The organism is Streptomyces sp. TRM49041 (assembly GCF_008271805.1).
Taxonomy (GTDB): Bacteria; Actinomycetota; Actinomycetes; order Streptomycetales; family Streptomycetaceae; genus Streptomyces.
In genome coordinates this window covers 21,011-36,640 of record NZ_VSRY01000082.1, presented here as the reverse complement: position 1 = coordinate 36,640, position 15,630 = coordinate 21,011, and the positions used below count along the sequence as shown (strand labels likewise).

Below are 15,630 nucleotides of genomic sequence, written 5' to 3'. Positions count from 1 at the left end.
GCCGCTCGCGCCGGGCGCGGGCTCCCCGCCGGGCCCCGAGCCGGGCGCGCCGCTCTTCGCGGGCGACGCGGAGGGTGCGGCGGACGAGGACGGCTCCTGGGACGGCTCGGCGCTCTCGCCGGCGCCGTCGTGGGGCGTGTCGTCGTGGTCCCGGCCGCTGCGCGGCTCGTGGTGACCGCCGCCCGGAACGCGCAGGCCCGTGCCCGCCTCGGCCGCCGCCGCCCCGGAGGGGTCCACCGACTCGGTGGGCAGGGGCCGCGCGGCGTCGTCGGAGACGCTCATGCAGCCGCTGACGGAGCCTGCGGACGCCACCACCGCCACCGCGGTGACGGCCCATCGGACGGGGGCGGGCAAATGGCGCACAGGGGCACCTCCAAGGCGGGGACAGGGTTTCCCTGCCCAACTCCCCTCGCCCCGTGGGGGACACGCCCGGACAGCGGGCGCGTCAGCCGTACCCCAGTTCGTGCAGGCGGGAGCGGATGACGACCGGGCGGCACCGGCTTGCCGCGAGATGTCGGATGGACTCCCGGCGGCGCCAGAAGGGCCCGCAGGCGGAGAACATCACCCTCGACCGACCTCAGCAGCGCCAGATGAGCACAGAAGGGGCTCCCCCGGGCACTGTGGTTTTCCTGTGGACGAGCCCCGTACCGGCACGTATGTTCCTCGGGCGGCCGGGCGGCCGTGCGGTGCGCCTTGGGGGCGGTCATGGACCTGCGCGTCACGGCGCAGGGGCCAGATCGGCCGACGCGCTCTTACACGCCGTCCCGACAGCGACGAAGCCTCCGGGACCCGACGGGGCTTCCAAGGCGTCAGAGCATGAGCAGTAGCCGCGTGTGCGGTATGAGCTTCCGGTTCACGCTGGTGCTCTGTACGAAGATCGTGAAGTCGTCGTTGTGGTCCGGCTTGACGCGAACCTCCACGTCCGGCAGGCCGAGCAGGGCTCGGGCCTCGGGCCCCGCGTACACCCGGTCCGTCTTCTTCTCCAGCACCGCAATCTGCTTCTGCGCCTGGATCTTCTCCGACTTACTCAGCTGATAGAACGCACAACCGGTACGGTACGTGTGCCCGCTTTCGATGACCCAGTCCCGGATCGCCGCGTCACGAGCCACTGGAATCAGCTGGTACTCCGACGGATTCACCGGGGTGAGACCGGCCGCCTCGATGGTGTCCTTGTTGACCGCCTCCGCACCCGTGGAGAACACCGCCCGCGATCCCCGGATGCCCTGGGCGCGGCCCACCATGAATTTCTCGGTGGCCTGCTGGATGACCTGCCCGGCCTCCTCCAGACCCTTTGTGCTCGTTGCGTCCCAGATGGCGATGTTTTCCTTCGGGAAACCGCACTGCATGGCCTCGCGCTTGCCCATCTGGTCCGGCACAAGGACGGCCAGAGTCCAGTTGTCCTCCTGCGTCTCGATCATCTCGGCCACGGCCTTCACCAGTTCACGTGAGTTCCTGGTAGGGGCGTCCGGACAGCGATGACTTGCGTTCTCCTGCCCGTCGGTCAGTACGAAAGTCAGGAAGCTGTGGTCGCCGTACAGTTGGGCTGTCTGCGCCAGCTCTCGCTGTGACTTCAGTGCGGCCGCCAGCAGAGCCGTCATTCCACCGACCCGGTACAGCTGCTTCAGCGACGGCATCCGCAGCACGTCCTTGTCGTAGATGACGCACTCCACCTTGTCTGCGAAGACGTACACCGTGACGCGGGTTTCCTGATCCAGGTCCCTCGATCGGCGGGCAAGATATGCAATCTGCTGGTCGGCGACTTCGACGACCTTGCGGCTCAGGTGCGACATGGACGAACTGGCATCCAACACAAGAGCAACGTGATTGATGTAGTTCTGGTTTCCGGACATGACGGCTCCCCCTCTTTCCGACTCGATGCTCCTACCGTCTCACCCACCACTGACAATCGATCTTGGCCTCCAGGCCGGATGAAGAGCCCACCACCGGGTACGGGCGGCTGTTACCTCCGCGTGGCCGCTCTGCCGGTGCCCGCAGTGCGGCGAGCGCGCGGAGTACCCACCAAGCGGCCCGTCCGGCGACGGCAGGCAACACAGCCGGGCGGGGCTTTTCCGTACCTGCTCCCGTCGAGAGTGACAGCGGTCACGGACAATGGCCGTGTGCTGGAGATGACGCGTGAGGCGTTCGAAGAACTGGTGAGTGAGGCCCTGGACAAGATCCCGCCGGAGCTTGCGCGGGTCATGGACAACGTGGCCGTGTTCGTGGAGGACGAACCGGACCCGTCCGACCCTGAGCTACTGGGACTCTACGAGGGCACACCGCTCACGGAGCGCGGGGAGTGGTACGCGGGTGTGCTGCCGGACCGCATCTCGATCTACATGGGCCCGACGCTCCGCTACTGCGAGACGGCGGAGGACGTGGTGCACGAGGTCGCCGTGACAGTGGTCCATGAGATCGCCCACCACTTCGGCATCGACGACGAACGGCTTCACGAGCTGGGCTGGGGGTAAGCCCGCCCCTGCGACTACTCCGCGCGAGTGGTGTCCGTCGGCATATCGTGCTCCGGGGGGATCCGGTCGAGCGCCTCCGCCACCGGTTCCTCGAACTCCTCGCGCGTCATCCCCGCACCCGGCCACTGTCGTGGATGCCGGGCGCGTACGGGCATAGCCCCGCATCCCGGCGGGCATACGGACCCAATGGCCCGAGCCGTCGTCCGTGGCACGTACGCCCGCGGCGCCCAAGCCCTGCGCCGCGGCCTCAGCCGAATCCTCAGCCCCCGCCACCGCCCCCACCGCCCCCACCGCCCCCGACTGCCCCACCAGGCAGAACTCGGAGCCCACGCCCCGCGCTCCCTCGCGCGCGCCGTGGGTCTGGTCGCCGTGGTCCTGGCCGGGGCGTGGCTCGGCCTGCTGGTCGTCGGCAACGTCCGTACACCCGTGGGTCCGATGGACACGAACATGACGCTGCGCCCGTCCCTCACCGGCGGCACGAAGATCAACGTCTCGCCGCTGGGCGCCCTCGAACTCGACTCCCACACCGCGCCCATCCGCCTCGACGTGAACGTCGACCAGCTCGACCCGGTCCGCTCCCAGGCCCTGGTCGAGCACCCGGAGCTGTTCTCGGGGCTGCAGGAGGAGATCGTCCGGGACGTGGCGGACGGAACCCGCGAACTGGCCGTCCGCTCCTGCGTCGCCGTCGTCTCCGGCGCCACCGCCCTCGGCCTCGTCGTCTACCGCCGCCCGCGCCGCGCCCTGGCGGCGGGCGGCCTGGCGCTGGGGCTGCTGGCCGTTTCCGGGGGGTCGGCGTACGCGACCTGGAACCCGAAGGCGGTCCTGGAGCCGCGCTTCTCCGGCCTCCTGATCAGCGCGCCTTCGGTCGTCGGCGACGCCCGCTCGATCGTCACGGAGTTCGACGTGTACCAGAAGGAGCTGGCCCGGCTCGTCACCAACGTCACCAAGCTGTACGAGGCCACGTCGACGCTCCCGGCGTACCAGCCGGACCCGGCCACGATCCGCGTCCTGCACGTCTCCGACATCCATCTGAACCCGGCGTCCTGGCACATCGTCGGCTCGCTCGTGGAGCAGTACGGGATCGACCTGATCATCGACTCGGGCGACACCATGGACCACGGCAGCGCCGCGGAGAACGTCTTCCTGAACCCGATCAGCAACCTGGGCGCCCCGTACGTCTGGGTGCGCGGCAACCACGACTCGGCGGCCACACAGAAGTACCTGGAGGGTCTGGAGAACGTGCACGTGCTGGACGGAGGCAGGCCCGTGACCGTCGCGGGCGTACGGGTGGCGGGCATCGGCGACCCGCAGTTCACTCCGGACCGCTCGGTGGTGGCGGCGGGCGACGGGGCGGAGCGGGCGGCGGGCAGGGCCCTGGCCTACGCGCTGCGCACGCAGGCACGGGCGGGCACCCCGGTGGACATCGCCGTCGCCCACAACCCGGTCGCGGCGCACGAGACGGACGGCGCGGTCCCGCTGGTCCTGGCCGGCCACGTCCACCGCCGCGTGAACGAGATCCTGCCGAAAGGCACCCGCCTGAAGATCGAGGGCTCGACGGGCGGCGGTGGCCTGCGCGCGGTCGAGAAGGAGGAACCGGAGAGGGTCCACGCGTCGGTCCTCTACCTGGACCGCGACACACGGCGCCTCCAGGCGTGGGACGAGATCACACTGGGCGGCCTGGGGCTGACCACGGCGGAGGTCGCACGCCGGATCCCGGAAGAGATTATTCCGGGCATGGAACCCACCCCGAGCCCCCGCCCGCCGTCGCTCTCGCCACCCCCCACGTAAACCGTTTTGGCGAACCGCCCCCGCATCCCATATGCTTCACACGTCCCCGACGCGCTGACGAGGCGCCCAGGCGGGCCCTTAGCCCTCATCGTCTAGTGGCCCAGGACGCCGCCCTTTCAAGGCGGTAGCACGGGTTCGAATCCCGTTGGGGGCACGCATCACCTTGTGCGAGACTGGTGCTCGCACGAAGCTTGGTCCTGTGGAGCAGTTTGGAGTGCTCGCCACCCTGTCAAGGTGGAGGCCGCGGGTTCAAATCCCGTCAGGACCGCTGTGGCTCGAAAGAGCCGCGTGGCTGGGTAGCTCAGTTGGTACGAGCGTCCGCCTGAAAAGCGGAAGGTCGCCGGTTCGACCCCGGCCCCAGCCACAGCCCGAAGGGGCCCTGTCATCACGACGGGGCCCCTTCGTCGTACTCGGACGCACCGACACCCGAAGAGCCCTGCCCCTGGGACCAAAGTCCCGTGGGGCAGGGCTCTTCGGGTTCTGCGGGGCCGGTGGGCTCACGCGCGGTCGCGGTGGCGCCAGCCCCGGACGCCCAGGGTGACCGCCGCGAGCGCGACGACGGCCAGGAGGAGGAGCCAGTCCGGGATCGCGCGGCCCAGGGCGGCCGCCCGCTGTTCGGCCGCGAACGTGGCGTCCACCGACAGGAGGCCCGGCAGAGCGGTTGTGCCGTCGAAGGCCAGGAACAGGGTGCCCAGCAGGATGAAGAATGCGCCCGACAGGAGGGACGTGGTGTGCAGGTGCAGGCGCCCGAGGCGTACGGGGCGGCCGCGCAGCCAGCCGCGGCGGCCCAGGTCGTACCGGTCCCACAGCAGGGCCAGCAGGAACAGCGGCACCGCCATGCCGAGCGCGTACACCGCCAGGAGCAGGCCCCCGTACACCGGGCTGCCGCCCAGCGCCGCGACCGTCAGGACGCTGCCGAGGATCGGGCCCGCGCAGAAGCCCGCAAGGCCGTACACCAGGCCCAGCGCGTACACCGACACCGCCGTCGTCGGGCGTATCCGACCGCTCGCCTCGGCGATCCGGCGCGGTGCGAAGCCCATGCCCAGGATCTGCGCCGCGCCCAGGGCGATGATCAGCCAGCCGCCGGCCGAGACCAGGACGTCCCTGTTGCCGTGGAAGAAGCGGCCCGCCAGCGAACCCGCCGCGCCCAGTGGGACGAGTGTCGTCGCGAGGCCGGCGTAGAAGATGCCCGTACGGGCCACCAGCCGGGCCGTCGTGTCGATCGAGTACGCGAAGAACGCCGGCAGCAGCAGCGCGCTGCACGGGCTCAGCAGCGCCAGCAGGCCGCCCAGGAACGCGGCCAGATAGCCGATGTCCGTCACCGTCCGGCCCCCGCCGCGCCGGAAGCGCCCGCCGCGCCCGCAGCCCCCGCCGCGCCCGCAGCGGCGTCGATCGCGGCCGTGAACGTCTCCAGCGGCTGCGCGCCCGCGATCGGCCGCCCGTTGATCAGGAACGACGGCGTGGACGTCGTCCCCAGCCCGTACCCCTCCTGCTGGTCCCGCGACACCGCCTTCAGCGCCGCATCGCCGTCCAGATCACGGGTGAAGCGGCCGAGGTCGGGCACGCCCGCCTCCTTCGCCAGGGCCGTCAGGCGGTCCTTGCCGAAGCCCTGGTCCTTCGCGCCCTCCGCGTACGCCGCGCGGTGGAACTCCCAGAACCGGCCCTGCTGCCCCGCCGCCCACGCGGCCCGCGCGGCGGCCTCCGACTCCTCGCCGAAGATCGGGAAGTTCCGCCACTCGATGCGAAGCACTCCCTTCTCGACGTACTGCCTTATCAGCTCCGGCTCGGTGTCGCGGGCGAACTTCCCGCAGTAGCCGCACTTGAAGTCCGCGTACTCGATCAGCACCACCGGCGCGTCCGCGCGGCCCACCGCGAGCCCGTCCCCCGCCTCCCGCCGCGCGAGCTTCTCCAACTCCGGGTAGACGCCCGCCTCCGGCTCGCCCGATGCCTGCGCCGACGCGGAGGCAGGTGTTCCGTCCGCTCGGTCCGCCGGCTTCGTCGCGGTGTACGACGCGAACGCGAGCAGTGCGGCGGCCGCCGCGACCCCCGCACCTATGGCGTACGGCTTGAGGGAGGACTTGGACGGTGACTTCTTGGGCATGGCGAAACTCCTGCGGTGTGTAGGTAAGGGGAACTCGGCGACAGAGGAGCCGCCGCTACACGCGCAGGATCGACAGGTCCATCGGAGAGGGCGGTACGAGTTCGGGCGGCGCCCGTTCCGGGCTGATCACGGTGACCGCCCACGCCCCGCACCAGGCGCCCCCGACGGCGCCGCGCCCGTCGTACAGCGCCGGCAGCAGCTCGCCCGGGGTCGAGCCGCGCGGCGGCGCCGCCGGGGCCAGGCCACCGTCGTCGGACGGCGAGCCGTTCCCGCAGCCGGGCGGGCCGCCCTGTCCGTAGGCCGGAGCGCCGTCACCGCCGTCACCGCCGTCATCGCCGACAGTGCCGCCACCGTCGATGACAGCGGTGGCGCCGGTGGCGCGGGTGGCAGAAGTGACAGACGTGACAGACGTGACATCACGGGCCGCGTTCGGCGGTCCCTCGTCCGCCGCCGCCACCGCCGACGCCCCCTGGCCCGCGCACAGCACCAGCCCCAGCAGCGCCCCCACCAGCACCAGCGCCGCCACCGCCACGCGGCTCGGGCGGGCGTCGGTTCGGGGCATGGAGCGGGGGGCCTTCCGGTGGCGGGGCGTGGATGTGCGGCTCGCCCGAAATGGTACGGGGAAATGGGTTCGCCACTCCGGAGCCGGGGGTGAGATCCTGGGACACGGTATGTCTACTTCCTTCGCCGACCTCCAGACTCTGCTGGCCGAGGTCTCGCTGCGCGACGCACACCGGCTCGGCCGCCGTCTCGAAGGCGCCCGCCGCATCCGTAAGCCCGAGGCCAGGCAGGCCGTCCTGGACGAGATCGCCGCGGAGGCGGCGAAGGCCGCGGCCGGTTCCGCCGGGCGGGCGGCCCGCGTGCCCGAGGTCACGTACCCCGAGCAGCTGCCCGTCAGCCAGAAGAAGGACGACATCCTGGAGGCGATACGCGACCACCAGGTCGTGATCGTCGCCGGTGAGACGGGCTCCGGCAAGACGACGCAGATCCCGAAGATCTGCCTGGAGCTCGGCCGCGGCGTACGCGGCATGATCGGGCACACCCAGCCCCGCCGGATCGCCGCCCGCACCGTCGCGGAGCGCGTGGCGGAGGAGCTGAGGACGCCGCTCGGCGAGGCGGTCGGCTGGAAGGTCCGGTTCACCGACCAGGTCGGGTCCGACACCTTCGTGAAGCTGATGACGGACGGCATCCTGCTCGCCGAGATCCAGACGGACCGCGAGCTGCGCGCGTACGACACGATCATCATCGACGAGGCCCACGAGCGGTCCCTCAACATCGACTTCCTGCTCGGCTACCTCGCCCGGCTGCTGCCCAGGCGCCCCGACCTCAAGGTCGTGATCACCTCCGCGACCATCGACCCCGAGCGGTTCTCCCGGCACTTCGGCGACGCGCCGATCGTCGAGGTCAGCGGCCGTACGTACCCGGTCGAGGTGCGCTACCGGCCCCTCCTGGAGGAGGAGTCGGACGAGGCCGACCGCGACCAGATCACCGCGATCTGCGACGCCGTCGACGAGCTCCAGGCCGAGGGCCCGGGCGATGTCCTGGTCTTCCTCTCCGGCGAGCGGGAGATCCGCGACACGGCGGACGCGCTCCTCAAGAAGAAGCTCCGCGACACCGAGGTGCTGCCGCTCTACGCCCGTCTCTCGCACGCCGAGCAGCACCGCGTCTTCCAGCGGCACTCCGGCCGCCGCATCGTCCTCGCCACGAACGTCGCCGAGACGTCCCTGACGGTCCCCGGCATCAAGTACGTGATCGACCCGGGCACCGCCCGGATCTCCCGCTACAGCCACCGCACCAAGGTGCAGCGCCTGCCGATCGAGCCGGTCAGCCAGGCCAGCGCCAACCAGCGCAAGGGCCGCTGCGGCCGCACCAGCGACGGCATCTGCATCCGGCTGTACTCCGAGGACGACTTCCTCGCCCGGCCGGAGTTCACGGATGCGGAGATCCTCCGTACGAACCTGGCGTCCGTCATCCTCCAGATGACCGCGGCCGGCCTCGGCGACATCGAGAAGTTCCCCTTCATCGACCCGCCGGACCACCGCAACATCCGTGACGGCGTGCAGCTCCTCCAGGAGCTCGGGGCGCTCGACCCGGCACAGAAGGACCCGAGGAAGCGGCTCACGCAGCTCGGCCGCAAGCTGGCCCAGCTGCCCGTCGACCCCCGCCTGGCCCGCATGGTCCTGGAGGCGGACAAGAACGGCTGCGTACGGGAAGTCATGGTCATCGCCGCCGCCCTGTCGATCCAGGACCCGCGCGAGCGGCCCGCGGAGAAGCAGGCGCAGGCCGACCAGCAGCACGCCCGCTTCAAGGACGAGACCTCCGACTTCCTCGCCTTCCTCAACCTCTGGCGGTACGTCCGCGAGCAGCAGAAGGCCCTCTCCTCGTCGGCGTTCCGCCGGATGTGCAAGTCCGAGTACCTCAACTATCTGCGCGTCCGCGAATGGCAGGACATCTATACGCAGCTGCGTACGGTCGCCAAGCAGATGGGCATACACCTCAACGAGGACGACGCGGGCGACCAGCAGATCCATGTCTCGCTGCTGGCCGGACTCCTCTCCCACGTCGGCATGAAGGACATCAAGGAAGGCGCGAAGAACGAGTACCTGGGCGCGCGCAGCGCCAAGTTCGCGGTCTTCCCCGGATCGGCGCTGTTCAAGAAGCCGCCGCGGTTCGTGATGTCGGCCGAGCTCGTCGAGACGTCGCGGCTCTGGGCGCGCGTCAACGCGAAGATCGAGCCCGAGTGGATCGAGCCCCTCGCCGCGCACCTGCTGAAGCGCACTTACTCGGAGCCGCACTGGGAGAAGGACCAGGCGGCCGTCATGGCGTACGAGAAGGTCACGCTGTACGGCGTGCCGATCGTCGCCCAGCGCAAGGTCAACTACGGTCGGATCGACCCGGAGGTGTCGCGGGAGCTGTTCATCCGCCACGCGCTGGTGGAGGGCGACTGGCGCACGCACCACAAGTTCTTCGCCGACAACCGCAAGCTCCTCACCGAGGTCGAGGAGCTCGAGCACCGGGCGCGGCGCCGCGACATCCTCGTCGACGACGAGACGCTCTTCGACTTCTACGACCAGCGGGTGCCCGAGCATGTGGTGTCGGGCGCGCACTTCGACTCCTGGTGGAAGCACAAGCGCCAGGACGAGCCCGAGCTGCTCGACTTCGAGCGGGAGATGCTCATCAACGAGCGCGCCGGGGCGGTCACCAAGGACGACTACCCGGACTCGTGGCGGCAGGGCCGACTGAAGTTCCGGGTGACGTACCAGTTCGAGCCGGGCGCGGACGCGGACGGAGTGACCGTCCACATACCGCTCCAGGTCCTGAACCAGGTCACGGACGAGGGCTTCGACTGGCAGATCCCGGGGCTGCGGGAGGAGGTCGTGACGGAGCTGATCCGCTCCCTCCCGAAGCCGATCCGCCGCAACTACGTACCGGCACCGAACTTCGCGAAGGCGTTCCTGGAGCGTGCCGTCCCCCTCCAGGAGCCCCTGACGGCCACCCTCGCCCGCGAGCTGCACCGCATGGTGGGCGTGCCGGTGAACGCCGACGACTTCGACCTGACGAGGGTCCCCGACCACCTGAAGATCACGTTCCGGATCATTGACGAGCGGCGCCGGAAACTGGCCGAGGACAAGGACCTGGAGGCGCTGAAGCTGAAGCTGCGCCCGAAGGCCCGTCAGGCACTCTCCAAGGCCGCCGCGGCCGCCACGGCGGGCCCGTCGGGCTCCGGCCAGTCCCTGGAGCGCACGGGCCTCACGGACTGGACGATCGGCACCCTGACGCGCGTCTTCGAGACCGACGGGGTCTCCCCCGCTCGAACGAAGTCGAAAGCCCGGGGATGGGCCGGCCACCCGGTCAAGGCGTACCCGGCACTCGTCGACCAGGGCGAGACGGTCGCCGTACGGCTCTTCGACACGGAGGCCGAGCAGGCGCGGGCCATGTGGCAGGGCACTCGGAAGCTGATCATGCTGAACATTCCGGTCAACCCGGCGAAGTTCGCGTCCGACAAGCTGACGAACCAGCAGAAGCTCGCCCTGTCCCGCAACCCGCACGGCTCCGTCCAGGCCCTGTTCGACGACTGCTCGACCGCGGCGGCGGACCGGCTGATAGCCGACCACGGCGGGCCCGCGTGGGACGAGGAGTCGTACCGGAAGCTGTACGACAAGGTCCGCGCCGACCTCGTCGAGCTGACGATCCGTACGGTGGACCGGGTCCAGCAGATCCTGGCCGCCTGGCAGGCGTGCGAGCGACGGCTGAAGGCCACGAACAGCCTGGTGCTGGTGAACAACGTCGCGGATGTACGCGAGCAGCTGGCGGGCCTGATGCCGGCCGGCTTCGTGACGTCGACGGGCCTGCGCCGGCTGCCCGACCTGATGCGGTACCTGGTGGCGGTCGACCGGCGGCTCCAGCAGATGCCCACGTCCGTGCAGCGCGACACCACGCGCATGGAGAAGGTCCACGAGATGCAGGACGAGTACGCGTGGCTGCTGGAGCAGTTCCCGAAGGGACGCCCGGTCCCGCAGGAGGTCCTGGACATCCGCTGGATGATCGAGGAACTCCGGGTCAGCTACTTCGCGCACGCGCTGGGCACGGCATACCCGGTGTCGGACAAGCGGATCGTGAAGGCGATCGACGCGGCGGCGCCCTGACGCCGCCGCCCTCACACCGTCGCAGTGACACCGTCGCAGTGACGCCGCCGTGACGGTGCGGTCGCCTTGAGTGAGTTCGACCGCACGCTCTGACCTGCTGTACAGTCTTTCTCGCAGCCAAGAACGACGCGCTGCGAAACCTGGTCCTGTGGAGCAGTTTGGAGTGCTCGCCACCCTGTCAAGGTGGAGGCCGCGGGTTCAAATCCCGTCAGGACCGCAGTAGATACGAAGGGCCCGCACCGATGGTGCGGGCCCTTCGTCGTTGTCCCGGCCGTCGGACCGCGGCGGGATTCGGGGGCTCGACCGACGGGGCGTCAGGCGGGAGAGCGCCACTCTGGGTGGCTGGAGGGTGGCCCTCCGTCTTGACGGGGGGAGTTGGGCCGAGTACTCAATCAACAGGGCACCCGCGCCCTTCTCTGGAGGTGACCGCATGGCGGCAGCCACGGCCAGGCACGAGACCCGCGCCCTCCTGCGTGCCCACCTGGCGGCCGCGGCCGGCTACCGCCACCTCACCCGGCGCTGCGCCGTCTGTCACCGCCTGGCCCAGCTCGCCGAGCTCACCGAGCACACCGAGCTGACTCAGCTCGCCGAGCATGCGGAGCTCGCCGAGCTCACCCAGCTGGCCGAACACCCGTCTCCGGCCCATCCCGCCACCGGAGCCGAATGGCCCACGGAACCCTGCCCGGAGGGCTGTTGACCGCCCTCCGGAACCCTCCCGTCGACCGCTTGGCAAGGCCCTGACACTGTGACGGGAGTCACGAGACCTTTTTTAGAAACCGCTTAACTTACGCAGTCCCTACAACAGGCCAATTTAATACGTGCAATTGCACTTCACCCCGCACGACCCCGAAACGACCGCGCACCAGCCCCTCACCACCCTCCGCGCGACCCTCTCCGCGCACAAAAAGATCGCGCCGGACCCGGCGGAGTCCAGCGCGATCGATGACTTCGGCCCGTTGGGGCGGGCGGCCGTCAGTGGTGCTCGGGGTGGGCGATCCAGGTTGGGGGACCCGGACGTACCCGGTGAAACAGGGGTGTTCAGGCCTCGCTACGCTGCTGCGGAATACCCGCGAGCAGCGCACGGACCTCTGCCTCGCGGTACCGGCGATGTCCACCCAGCGTGCGGATGGACGTGAGCTTGCCGGCCTTCGCCCAGCGGGTCACCGTCTTCGGGTCCACGCGGAACATCGTGGCGACCTCAGCGGGCGTAAGCAGCGGCTCAGCATCAGGGGTGCGAGCGGTCATGAGCGGCCTCCTCGGGAGAACCGACGTTCTCGGTTCTTTCCTCTAAATTCTGCACCTTGACCCGCGTTGCCCGAAATGGCAGACGCAGGCCGAGTCGGTTATAGGACGAACGGCTTGTCCTCGGCACTACAACTACACCATCTGTCCAGCCACGTTCGGCCAAACCGATGGAATTGCCCTCTCAGGTGTCCATCAGCGGCGGAAGCCAATGGACCATGCCATAGCGGACAGTCACGTCACAGTGACGATCAGTCACAGAGCGATCAGGAGCCACCAGACCCCCCATAGCGTGCAATGCTGAGCCTTCCACCCATACTTGGACGGAAGGAGCCCTCCCCGGGCTCCTTGTCCTATTTTGGCATGAGGTTGGGCGATGGACGCAAGAGCCGCTGTTAGTGCGATCCATCACCCTTGAGACAAAGGCCCGGATCGGGACCTACGGCCTTCCCGGCCCGGACGTCACACCAGACTCAGTCGCCACAGCACTGGACGCAACAGCATCAGACGGAACAGCGCCGGGCGCAACAGCTTCAGTTGGCGAACTGCAGATTCCGCACCGCGCGCCACCGGTCCGCGAGCCGCTCGTACGCCACCCCCGCGCCCGCGCCGTCCCCGGCCCGCAGCGCGGCGATGCCCGCTGTGACATCCGCCACCGACCGGTCCCCGGCCAGCTGCTCGGCGGACAGGGCGTGCACCAGGCCGCCGTAGTCCAGTTCCACCAGCGAACGCGGATGGAACTCCTCCAGCCACCGCCCCACATCCACCAGGCCCTCGGTCAGCGGCCCCTCGTCGACCGACTCGCGCAGCGTCTTCAGCGACCGTGCGACGCGCCGCCGAGCCTGCACCATCGGCGTCCGGTAGCGGAGCAGCGACGGCTTGCCGTCGCCGTCCCCCGGCACGTACTCCCGTTCCTCGTCCGCGAAGAGCACGAACCAACGGACCGGCACCTGCCAGACCGCGCTCCTGATCCACGGCCGCGCGTCCGGGTTCCGCTCCCGCCACCGCTCGTAGTCCGCCGCCGCCTGGTCCCGCACCACCTGAGGCAGCACCGCGTCCAGGACCGGCTCCGGCAGCAGCTCCGGCAGCTCCTCCAGGGCCAGCCAGCCGCGCAGCCTGGTGCGCCACGGGCAGACACACACCACCCCGTCCCTCTCCACCACGAACGCGTCGCCGCTCTCGTGCACCGGCACGGGAACCGGCGGCGTCGGCAGCAGATCGGCGAGCGCGCGGCGCAGCTCGTCCTGCGCCGTCGGGGTCTCGCCGCGCAGGGCGCGTCGCGCGTAGCGGGCCCAGTGGCCCCGCTCGGGCTCGGGAAAAGCGGCCAGCGGCTCGTACACCCGCAGGTAGGAGGCGTAGGGGACGAGGATCGAGGAGGCAGCCGGCATGCGGAAATCCTTCCACGCCCGTACTCCGCCAGGGGGTGATCCTGCGCACTGCGTCGGATCTACGCCCAGGTAGGACTTACTCTCTTGCCGAACAGGTCCTCCCCACCCGCAGGAGGGCCTAAATCGCCGCTTCGTACTTGGGAGTCACCACCGTGACCGATGTGACCGACGGCGTCCTGCACACCCTGTTCCGCTCGGAGCAGGGCGGCCACGAGCAAGTCGTGCTGTGCCAGGACCGCGCCTCCGGACTGAAGGCCGTCATCGCCATCCACTCGACCGCCCTGGGCCCCGCCCTCGGCGGCACCCGCTTCTACCCGTACGCCTCCGAGGAAGGCGCCGTCCTGGACGCGCTGAACCTCTCCCGGGGGATGTCGTACAAGAACGCCCTGGCCGGCCTGGAGCACGGCGGCGGCAAGGCCGTGATCATCGGCGACCCGGAGCAGATCAAGACGGAGGAGCTGCTGCTCGCGTACGGCCGCATGGTGGCCTCGCTCGGCGGCCGGTACGTCACGGCCTGCGACGTCGGCACATACGTCGCCGACATGGACGTCGTGGCCCGCGAGTGCCGCTGGACGACCGGCCGCTCGCCCGAGAACGGCGGCGCCGGCGACTCCTCGGTCCTCACCGCGTTCGGCGTCTTCCAGGGCATGCGCGCCTCCGCCCAGCACCTGTGGGGCGACCCGACGCTGCGCGGCCGCAAGGTCGGCGTCGCGGGCGTCGGCAAGGTCGGCCACCACCTGGTCGAGCATCTGATCCAGGACGGTGCCGAGGTCGTCGTCACGGATGTGCGGGAGGAGTCGGTGCGCCGGATCACCGACCGGTTCCCGCAGGTCGCCGTGGCCGCCGACACCGACGCGCTGATCAGGACCGAGGGCCTGGACATCTACGCCCCCTGCGCCCTCGGCGGTGCCCTGAACGACGACACCGTGCCCGTCCTGACGGCGAAGGTGGTGTGCGGCGCGGCCAACAACCAGCTCGCGCACCTGGGTGTGGAGAAGGACCTCGCGGACCGCGGGATCCTCTACGCGCCGGACTACGTCGTCAACGCGGGCGGCGTGATCCAGGTCGCCGACGAGCTGCACGGCTTCGACTTCGACCGGTGCAAGGCGAAGGCCACAAAGATCTTCGACACCACGCTGGCGATATTCGCACGTGCGAAGACGGATGGCATTCCGCCGGCCGAGGCGGCCGACCGGATCGCCGAGCAGCGGATGGCCGAGGCCCGCCGCAAGTAGGTCCGAAACAGGTCCGCGGGATATCCCCAGAGATATCCCGCGGGGCGTCCGACCGGCGTCCGACCGGTGGCCGCGGAGTGGCCGGAGAGTGCGTTCGCCGGGCGAGGCGTCCTTGACACGACCGCCCGGCGGACGGCACCGTGCCTCCACGTCGGTACCTTTGGGACACTCTCCGTACTCGTGCGTTCGTACAGACATGCGTTCGCTCTCAGAGAGAGAAGACTCACGCCGGTCGGCGGGTCGACCTCGAGAAGAGGTTAAAATCGCAGCTGACCAGCGAGGACGGGGCGCCTCGCCGGTTCGGCTCCGAGGCACGTCATGCGGGCGGCGTACCGTATGGCCGCGGAAGCAGGTACCGTTGAAGCCCGGGCCGGTCTCTCCACGGAGAGTCCGTCCCACACCATGAACGCGTGTCAAGACTCTGGGGCCGTCGAGCCCCGTCACCGAGGGGGTCGAGCCATGGGGCGCGGCCGGGCCAAGGCCAAGCAGACGAAGGTCGCCCGCCAGCTGAAGTACAACAGCGGTGGGACGGACCTCACACGTCTGGCCAGCGAGCTGGGCGCATCGACTTCGAGTCAGCCTCCGAACGGAGAGCCGTTCGAGGACGACGACGAGGAAGACGACCCGTACGCCCGCTACGCGGAGTTGTACAACGACGACGAGGACGAGGACGAAGAGTCCGGCCCGTCGTCCCAGCGTCGCGGCGCTTGACGCCTGCACTCTTCAGACCCGGTCCGGGGCAATGCCCCGGACCGGGTTCTG

General features: G+C 70.0%; 12 protein-coding genes, 4 tRNA genes and 1 pseudogene. 10 read left to right on the top strand and 7 right to left on the bottom strand.

Features of this window, described 5'->3' with window-relative positions; genetic code table 11:
• Positions 1-363, bottom strand: a pseudogene (locus tag FVS66_RS06270) (hypothetical protein); the annotation flags it as partial.
• A 446-nt stretch (positions 364-809) separates the two neighbouring features.
• A complete protein-coding gene (locus FVS66_RS06265; RefSeq protein WP_149179990.1) occupies positions 810-1,850 on the bottom strand; it encodes a vWA domain-containing protein in 1,041 nt (346 codons plus the stop codon).
• 267 nt (positions 1,851-2,117) lie between these two features.
• On the opposite strand from FVS66_RS06265, the gene FVS66_RS06260 reads away from it, so the two are divergent.
• From FVS66_RS06260 to FVS66_RS06240, 5 genes are all read left to right on the top strand, one after another.
• On the top strand, positions 2,118-2,468 hold the full coding sequence (locus FVS66_RS06260; RefSeq protein ID WP_149179989.1) for a metallopeptidase family protein: 351 nt from the start codon (positions 2,118-2,120) through the stop codon (positions 2,466-2,468).
• A 186-nt stretch (positions 2,469-2,654) separates the two neighbouring features.
• Positions 2,655-4,256, top strand: a complete 1,602-nt coding sequence (locus FVS66_RS06255; RefSeq protein WP_149179988.1) for a metallophosphoesterase — start codon at positions 2,655-2,657, stop codon at positions 4,254-4,256.
• Positions 4,257-4,337: 81 nt separating this feature from the next.
• Positions 4,338-4,410 (top strand) — tRNA-Glu (locus tag FVS66_RS06250).
• A 39-nt stretch (positions 4,411-4,449) separates the two neighbouring features.
• Positions 4,450-4,524 (top strand) — tRNA-Asp (locus FVS66_RS06245).
• A gap of 22 nt (positions 4,525-4,546) precedes the next feature.
• A tRNA-Phe gene (locus tag FVS66_RS06240) sits at positions 4,547-4,620 on the top strand.
• 133 nt (positions 4,621-4,753) lie between these two features.
• On the opposite strand, the gene FVS66_RS06235 is transcribed toward FVS66_RS06240, so the two are convergent.
• The 3 genes from FVS66_RS06235 to FVS66_RS06225 are packed head-to-tail and all read right to left on the bottom strand — an operon-like array spanning position 4,754 to position 6,919.
• Positions 4,754-5,578: a cytochrome c biogenesis CcdA family protein gene (locus tag FVS66_RS06235; protein WP_149179987.1), complete on the bottom strand. Its 825-nt coding sequence runs from the start codon at positions 5,576-5,578 to the stop codon at positions 4,754-4,756.
• Complete coding sequence (locus FVS66_RS06230) at positions 5,575-6,357, bottom strand: DsbA family protein (RefSeq protein ID WP_149179986.1); 783 nt, start codon at positions 6,355-6,357, stop codon at positions 5,575-5,577. The genes FVS66_RS06235 and FVS66_RS06230 overlap by 4 nt, the downstream gene beginning before the upstream one ends.
• A 55-nt stretch (positions 6,358-6,412) precedes the next feature.
• Entirely contained in the window at positions 6,413-6,919 is a 507-nt protein-coding gene (locus tag FVS66_RS06225) for a hypothetical protein (RefSeq protein ID WP_149179985.1), read from the bottom strand.
• Between the two features lie 109 nt (positions 6,920-7,028).
• Between FVS66_RS06225 and hrpA the strand changes: the two genes are divergently transcribed.
• The 3 genes from hrpA (at position 7,029) to FVS66_RS06210 (ending at position 11,700) form a co-directional block, all read left to right on the top strand.
• A complete protein-coding gene (gene hrpA / locus FVS66_RS06220; protein WP_149179984.1) occupies positions 7,029-11,003 on the top strand; it encodes an ATP-dependent RNA helicase HrpA in 3,975 nt (1,324 codons plus the stop codon).
• 142 nt (positions 11,004-11,145) lie between these two features.
• A tRNA-Asp gene (locus FVS66_RS06215) sits at positions 11,146-11,220 on the top strand.
• A 213-nt stretch (positions 11,221-11,433) separates the two neighbouring features.
• Positions 11,434-11,700: a DUF6274 family protein gene (locus tag FVS66_RS06210; protein WP_149179983.1), complete on the top strand. Its 267-nt coding sequence runs from the start codon at positions 11,434-11,436 to the stop codon at positions 11,698-11,700.
• Positions 11,701-12,041: 341 nt separating this feature from the next.
• Here FVS66_RS06210 and bldC read toward each other — a convergent pair whose 3' ends face one another.
• Complete coding sequence (bldC, locus tag FVS66_RS06205) at positions 12,042-12,248, bottom strand: developmental transcriptional regulator BldC (RefSeq protein WP_003949541.1); 207 nt, start codon at positions 12,246-12,248, stop codon at positions 12,042-12,044.
• Positions 12,249-12,778: 530 nt separating this feature from the next.
• Complete coding sequence (locus FVS66_RS06200) at positions 12,779-13,633, bottom strand: hypothetical protein (protein WP_149179982.1); 855 nt, start codon at positions 13,631-13,633, stop codon at positions 12,779-12,781.
• A gap of 152 nt (positions 13,634-13,785) precedes the next feature.
• Here FVS66_RS06200 and FVS66_RS06195 point away from each other — a divergent pair, with 152 nt between their 5' ends.
• Both FVS66_RS06195 and FVS66_RS06190 read left to right on the top strand, forming a co-directional pair.
• Entirely contained in the window at positions 13,786-14,868 is a 1,083-nt protein-coding gene (locus FVS66_RS06195) for a Glu/Leu/Phe/Val dehydrogenase dimerization domain-containing protein (RefSeq protein ID WP_149179981.1), read from the top strand.
• A 459-nt stretch (positions 14,869-15,327) separates the two neighbouring features.
• A complete protein-coding gene (locus tag FVS66_RS06190; RefSeq protein WP_149179980.1) occupies positions 15,328-15,579 on the top strand; it encodes a DUF3073 domain-containing protein in 252 nt (83 codons plus the stop codon).
• Positions 15,580-15,630 lie beyond the last annotated feature (51 nt).

What these genes read in the sequence shown, in the direction of transcription:
- FVS66_RS06265 (WP_149179990.1), bottom strand. Translation starts at nt 1,850, where the DNA reads ATGTCCGGAAACCAGAACTACATCAATCACGTTGCTCTTGTGTTGGAT.
- FVS66_RS06255 (WP_149179988.1), top strand. Translation starts at nt 2,655, where the DNA reads ATGGCCCGAGCCGTCGTCCGTGGCACGTACGCCCGCGGCGCCCAAGCC.
- FVS66_RS06230 (WP_149179986.1), bottom strand. Translation starts at nt 6,357, where the DNA reads ATGCCCAAGAAGTCACCGTCCAAGTCCTCCCTCAAGCCGTACGCCATA.
- FVS66_RS06225 (WP_149179985.1), bottom strand. Translation starts at nt 6,919, where the DNA reads ATGCCCCGAACCGACGCCCGCCCGAGCCGCGTGGCGGTGGCGGCGCTG.
- hrpA (WP_149179984.1), top strand. Translation starts at nt 7,029, where the DNA reads ATGTCTACTTCCTTCGCCGACCTCCAGACTCTGCTGGCCGAGGTCTCG.
- FVS66_RS06210 (WP_149179983.1), top strand. Translation starts at nt 11,434, where the DNA reads ATGGCGGCAGCCACGGCCAGGCACGAGACCCGCGCCCTCCTGCGTGCC.
- bldC (WP_003949541.1), bottom strand. Translation starts at nt 12,248, where the DNA reads ATGACCGCTCGCACCCCTGATGCTGAGCCGCTGCTTACGCCCGCTGAG.
- FVS66_RS06200 (WP_149179982.1), bottom strand. Translation starts at nt 13,633, where the DNA reads ATGCCGGCTGCCTCCTCGATCCTCGTCCCCTACGCCTCCTACCTGCGG.
- FVS66_RS06190 (WP_149179980.1), top strand. Translation starts at nt 15,328, where the DNA reads ATGGGGCGCGGCCGGGCCAAGGCCAAGCAGACGAAGGTCGCCCGCCAG.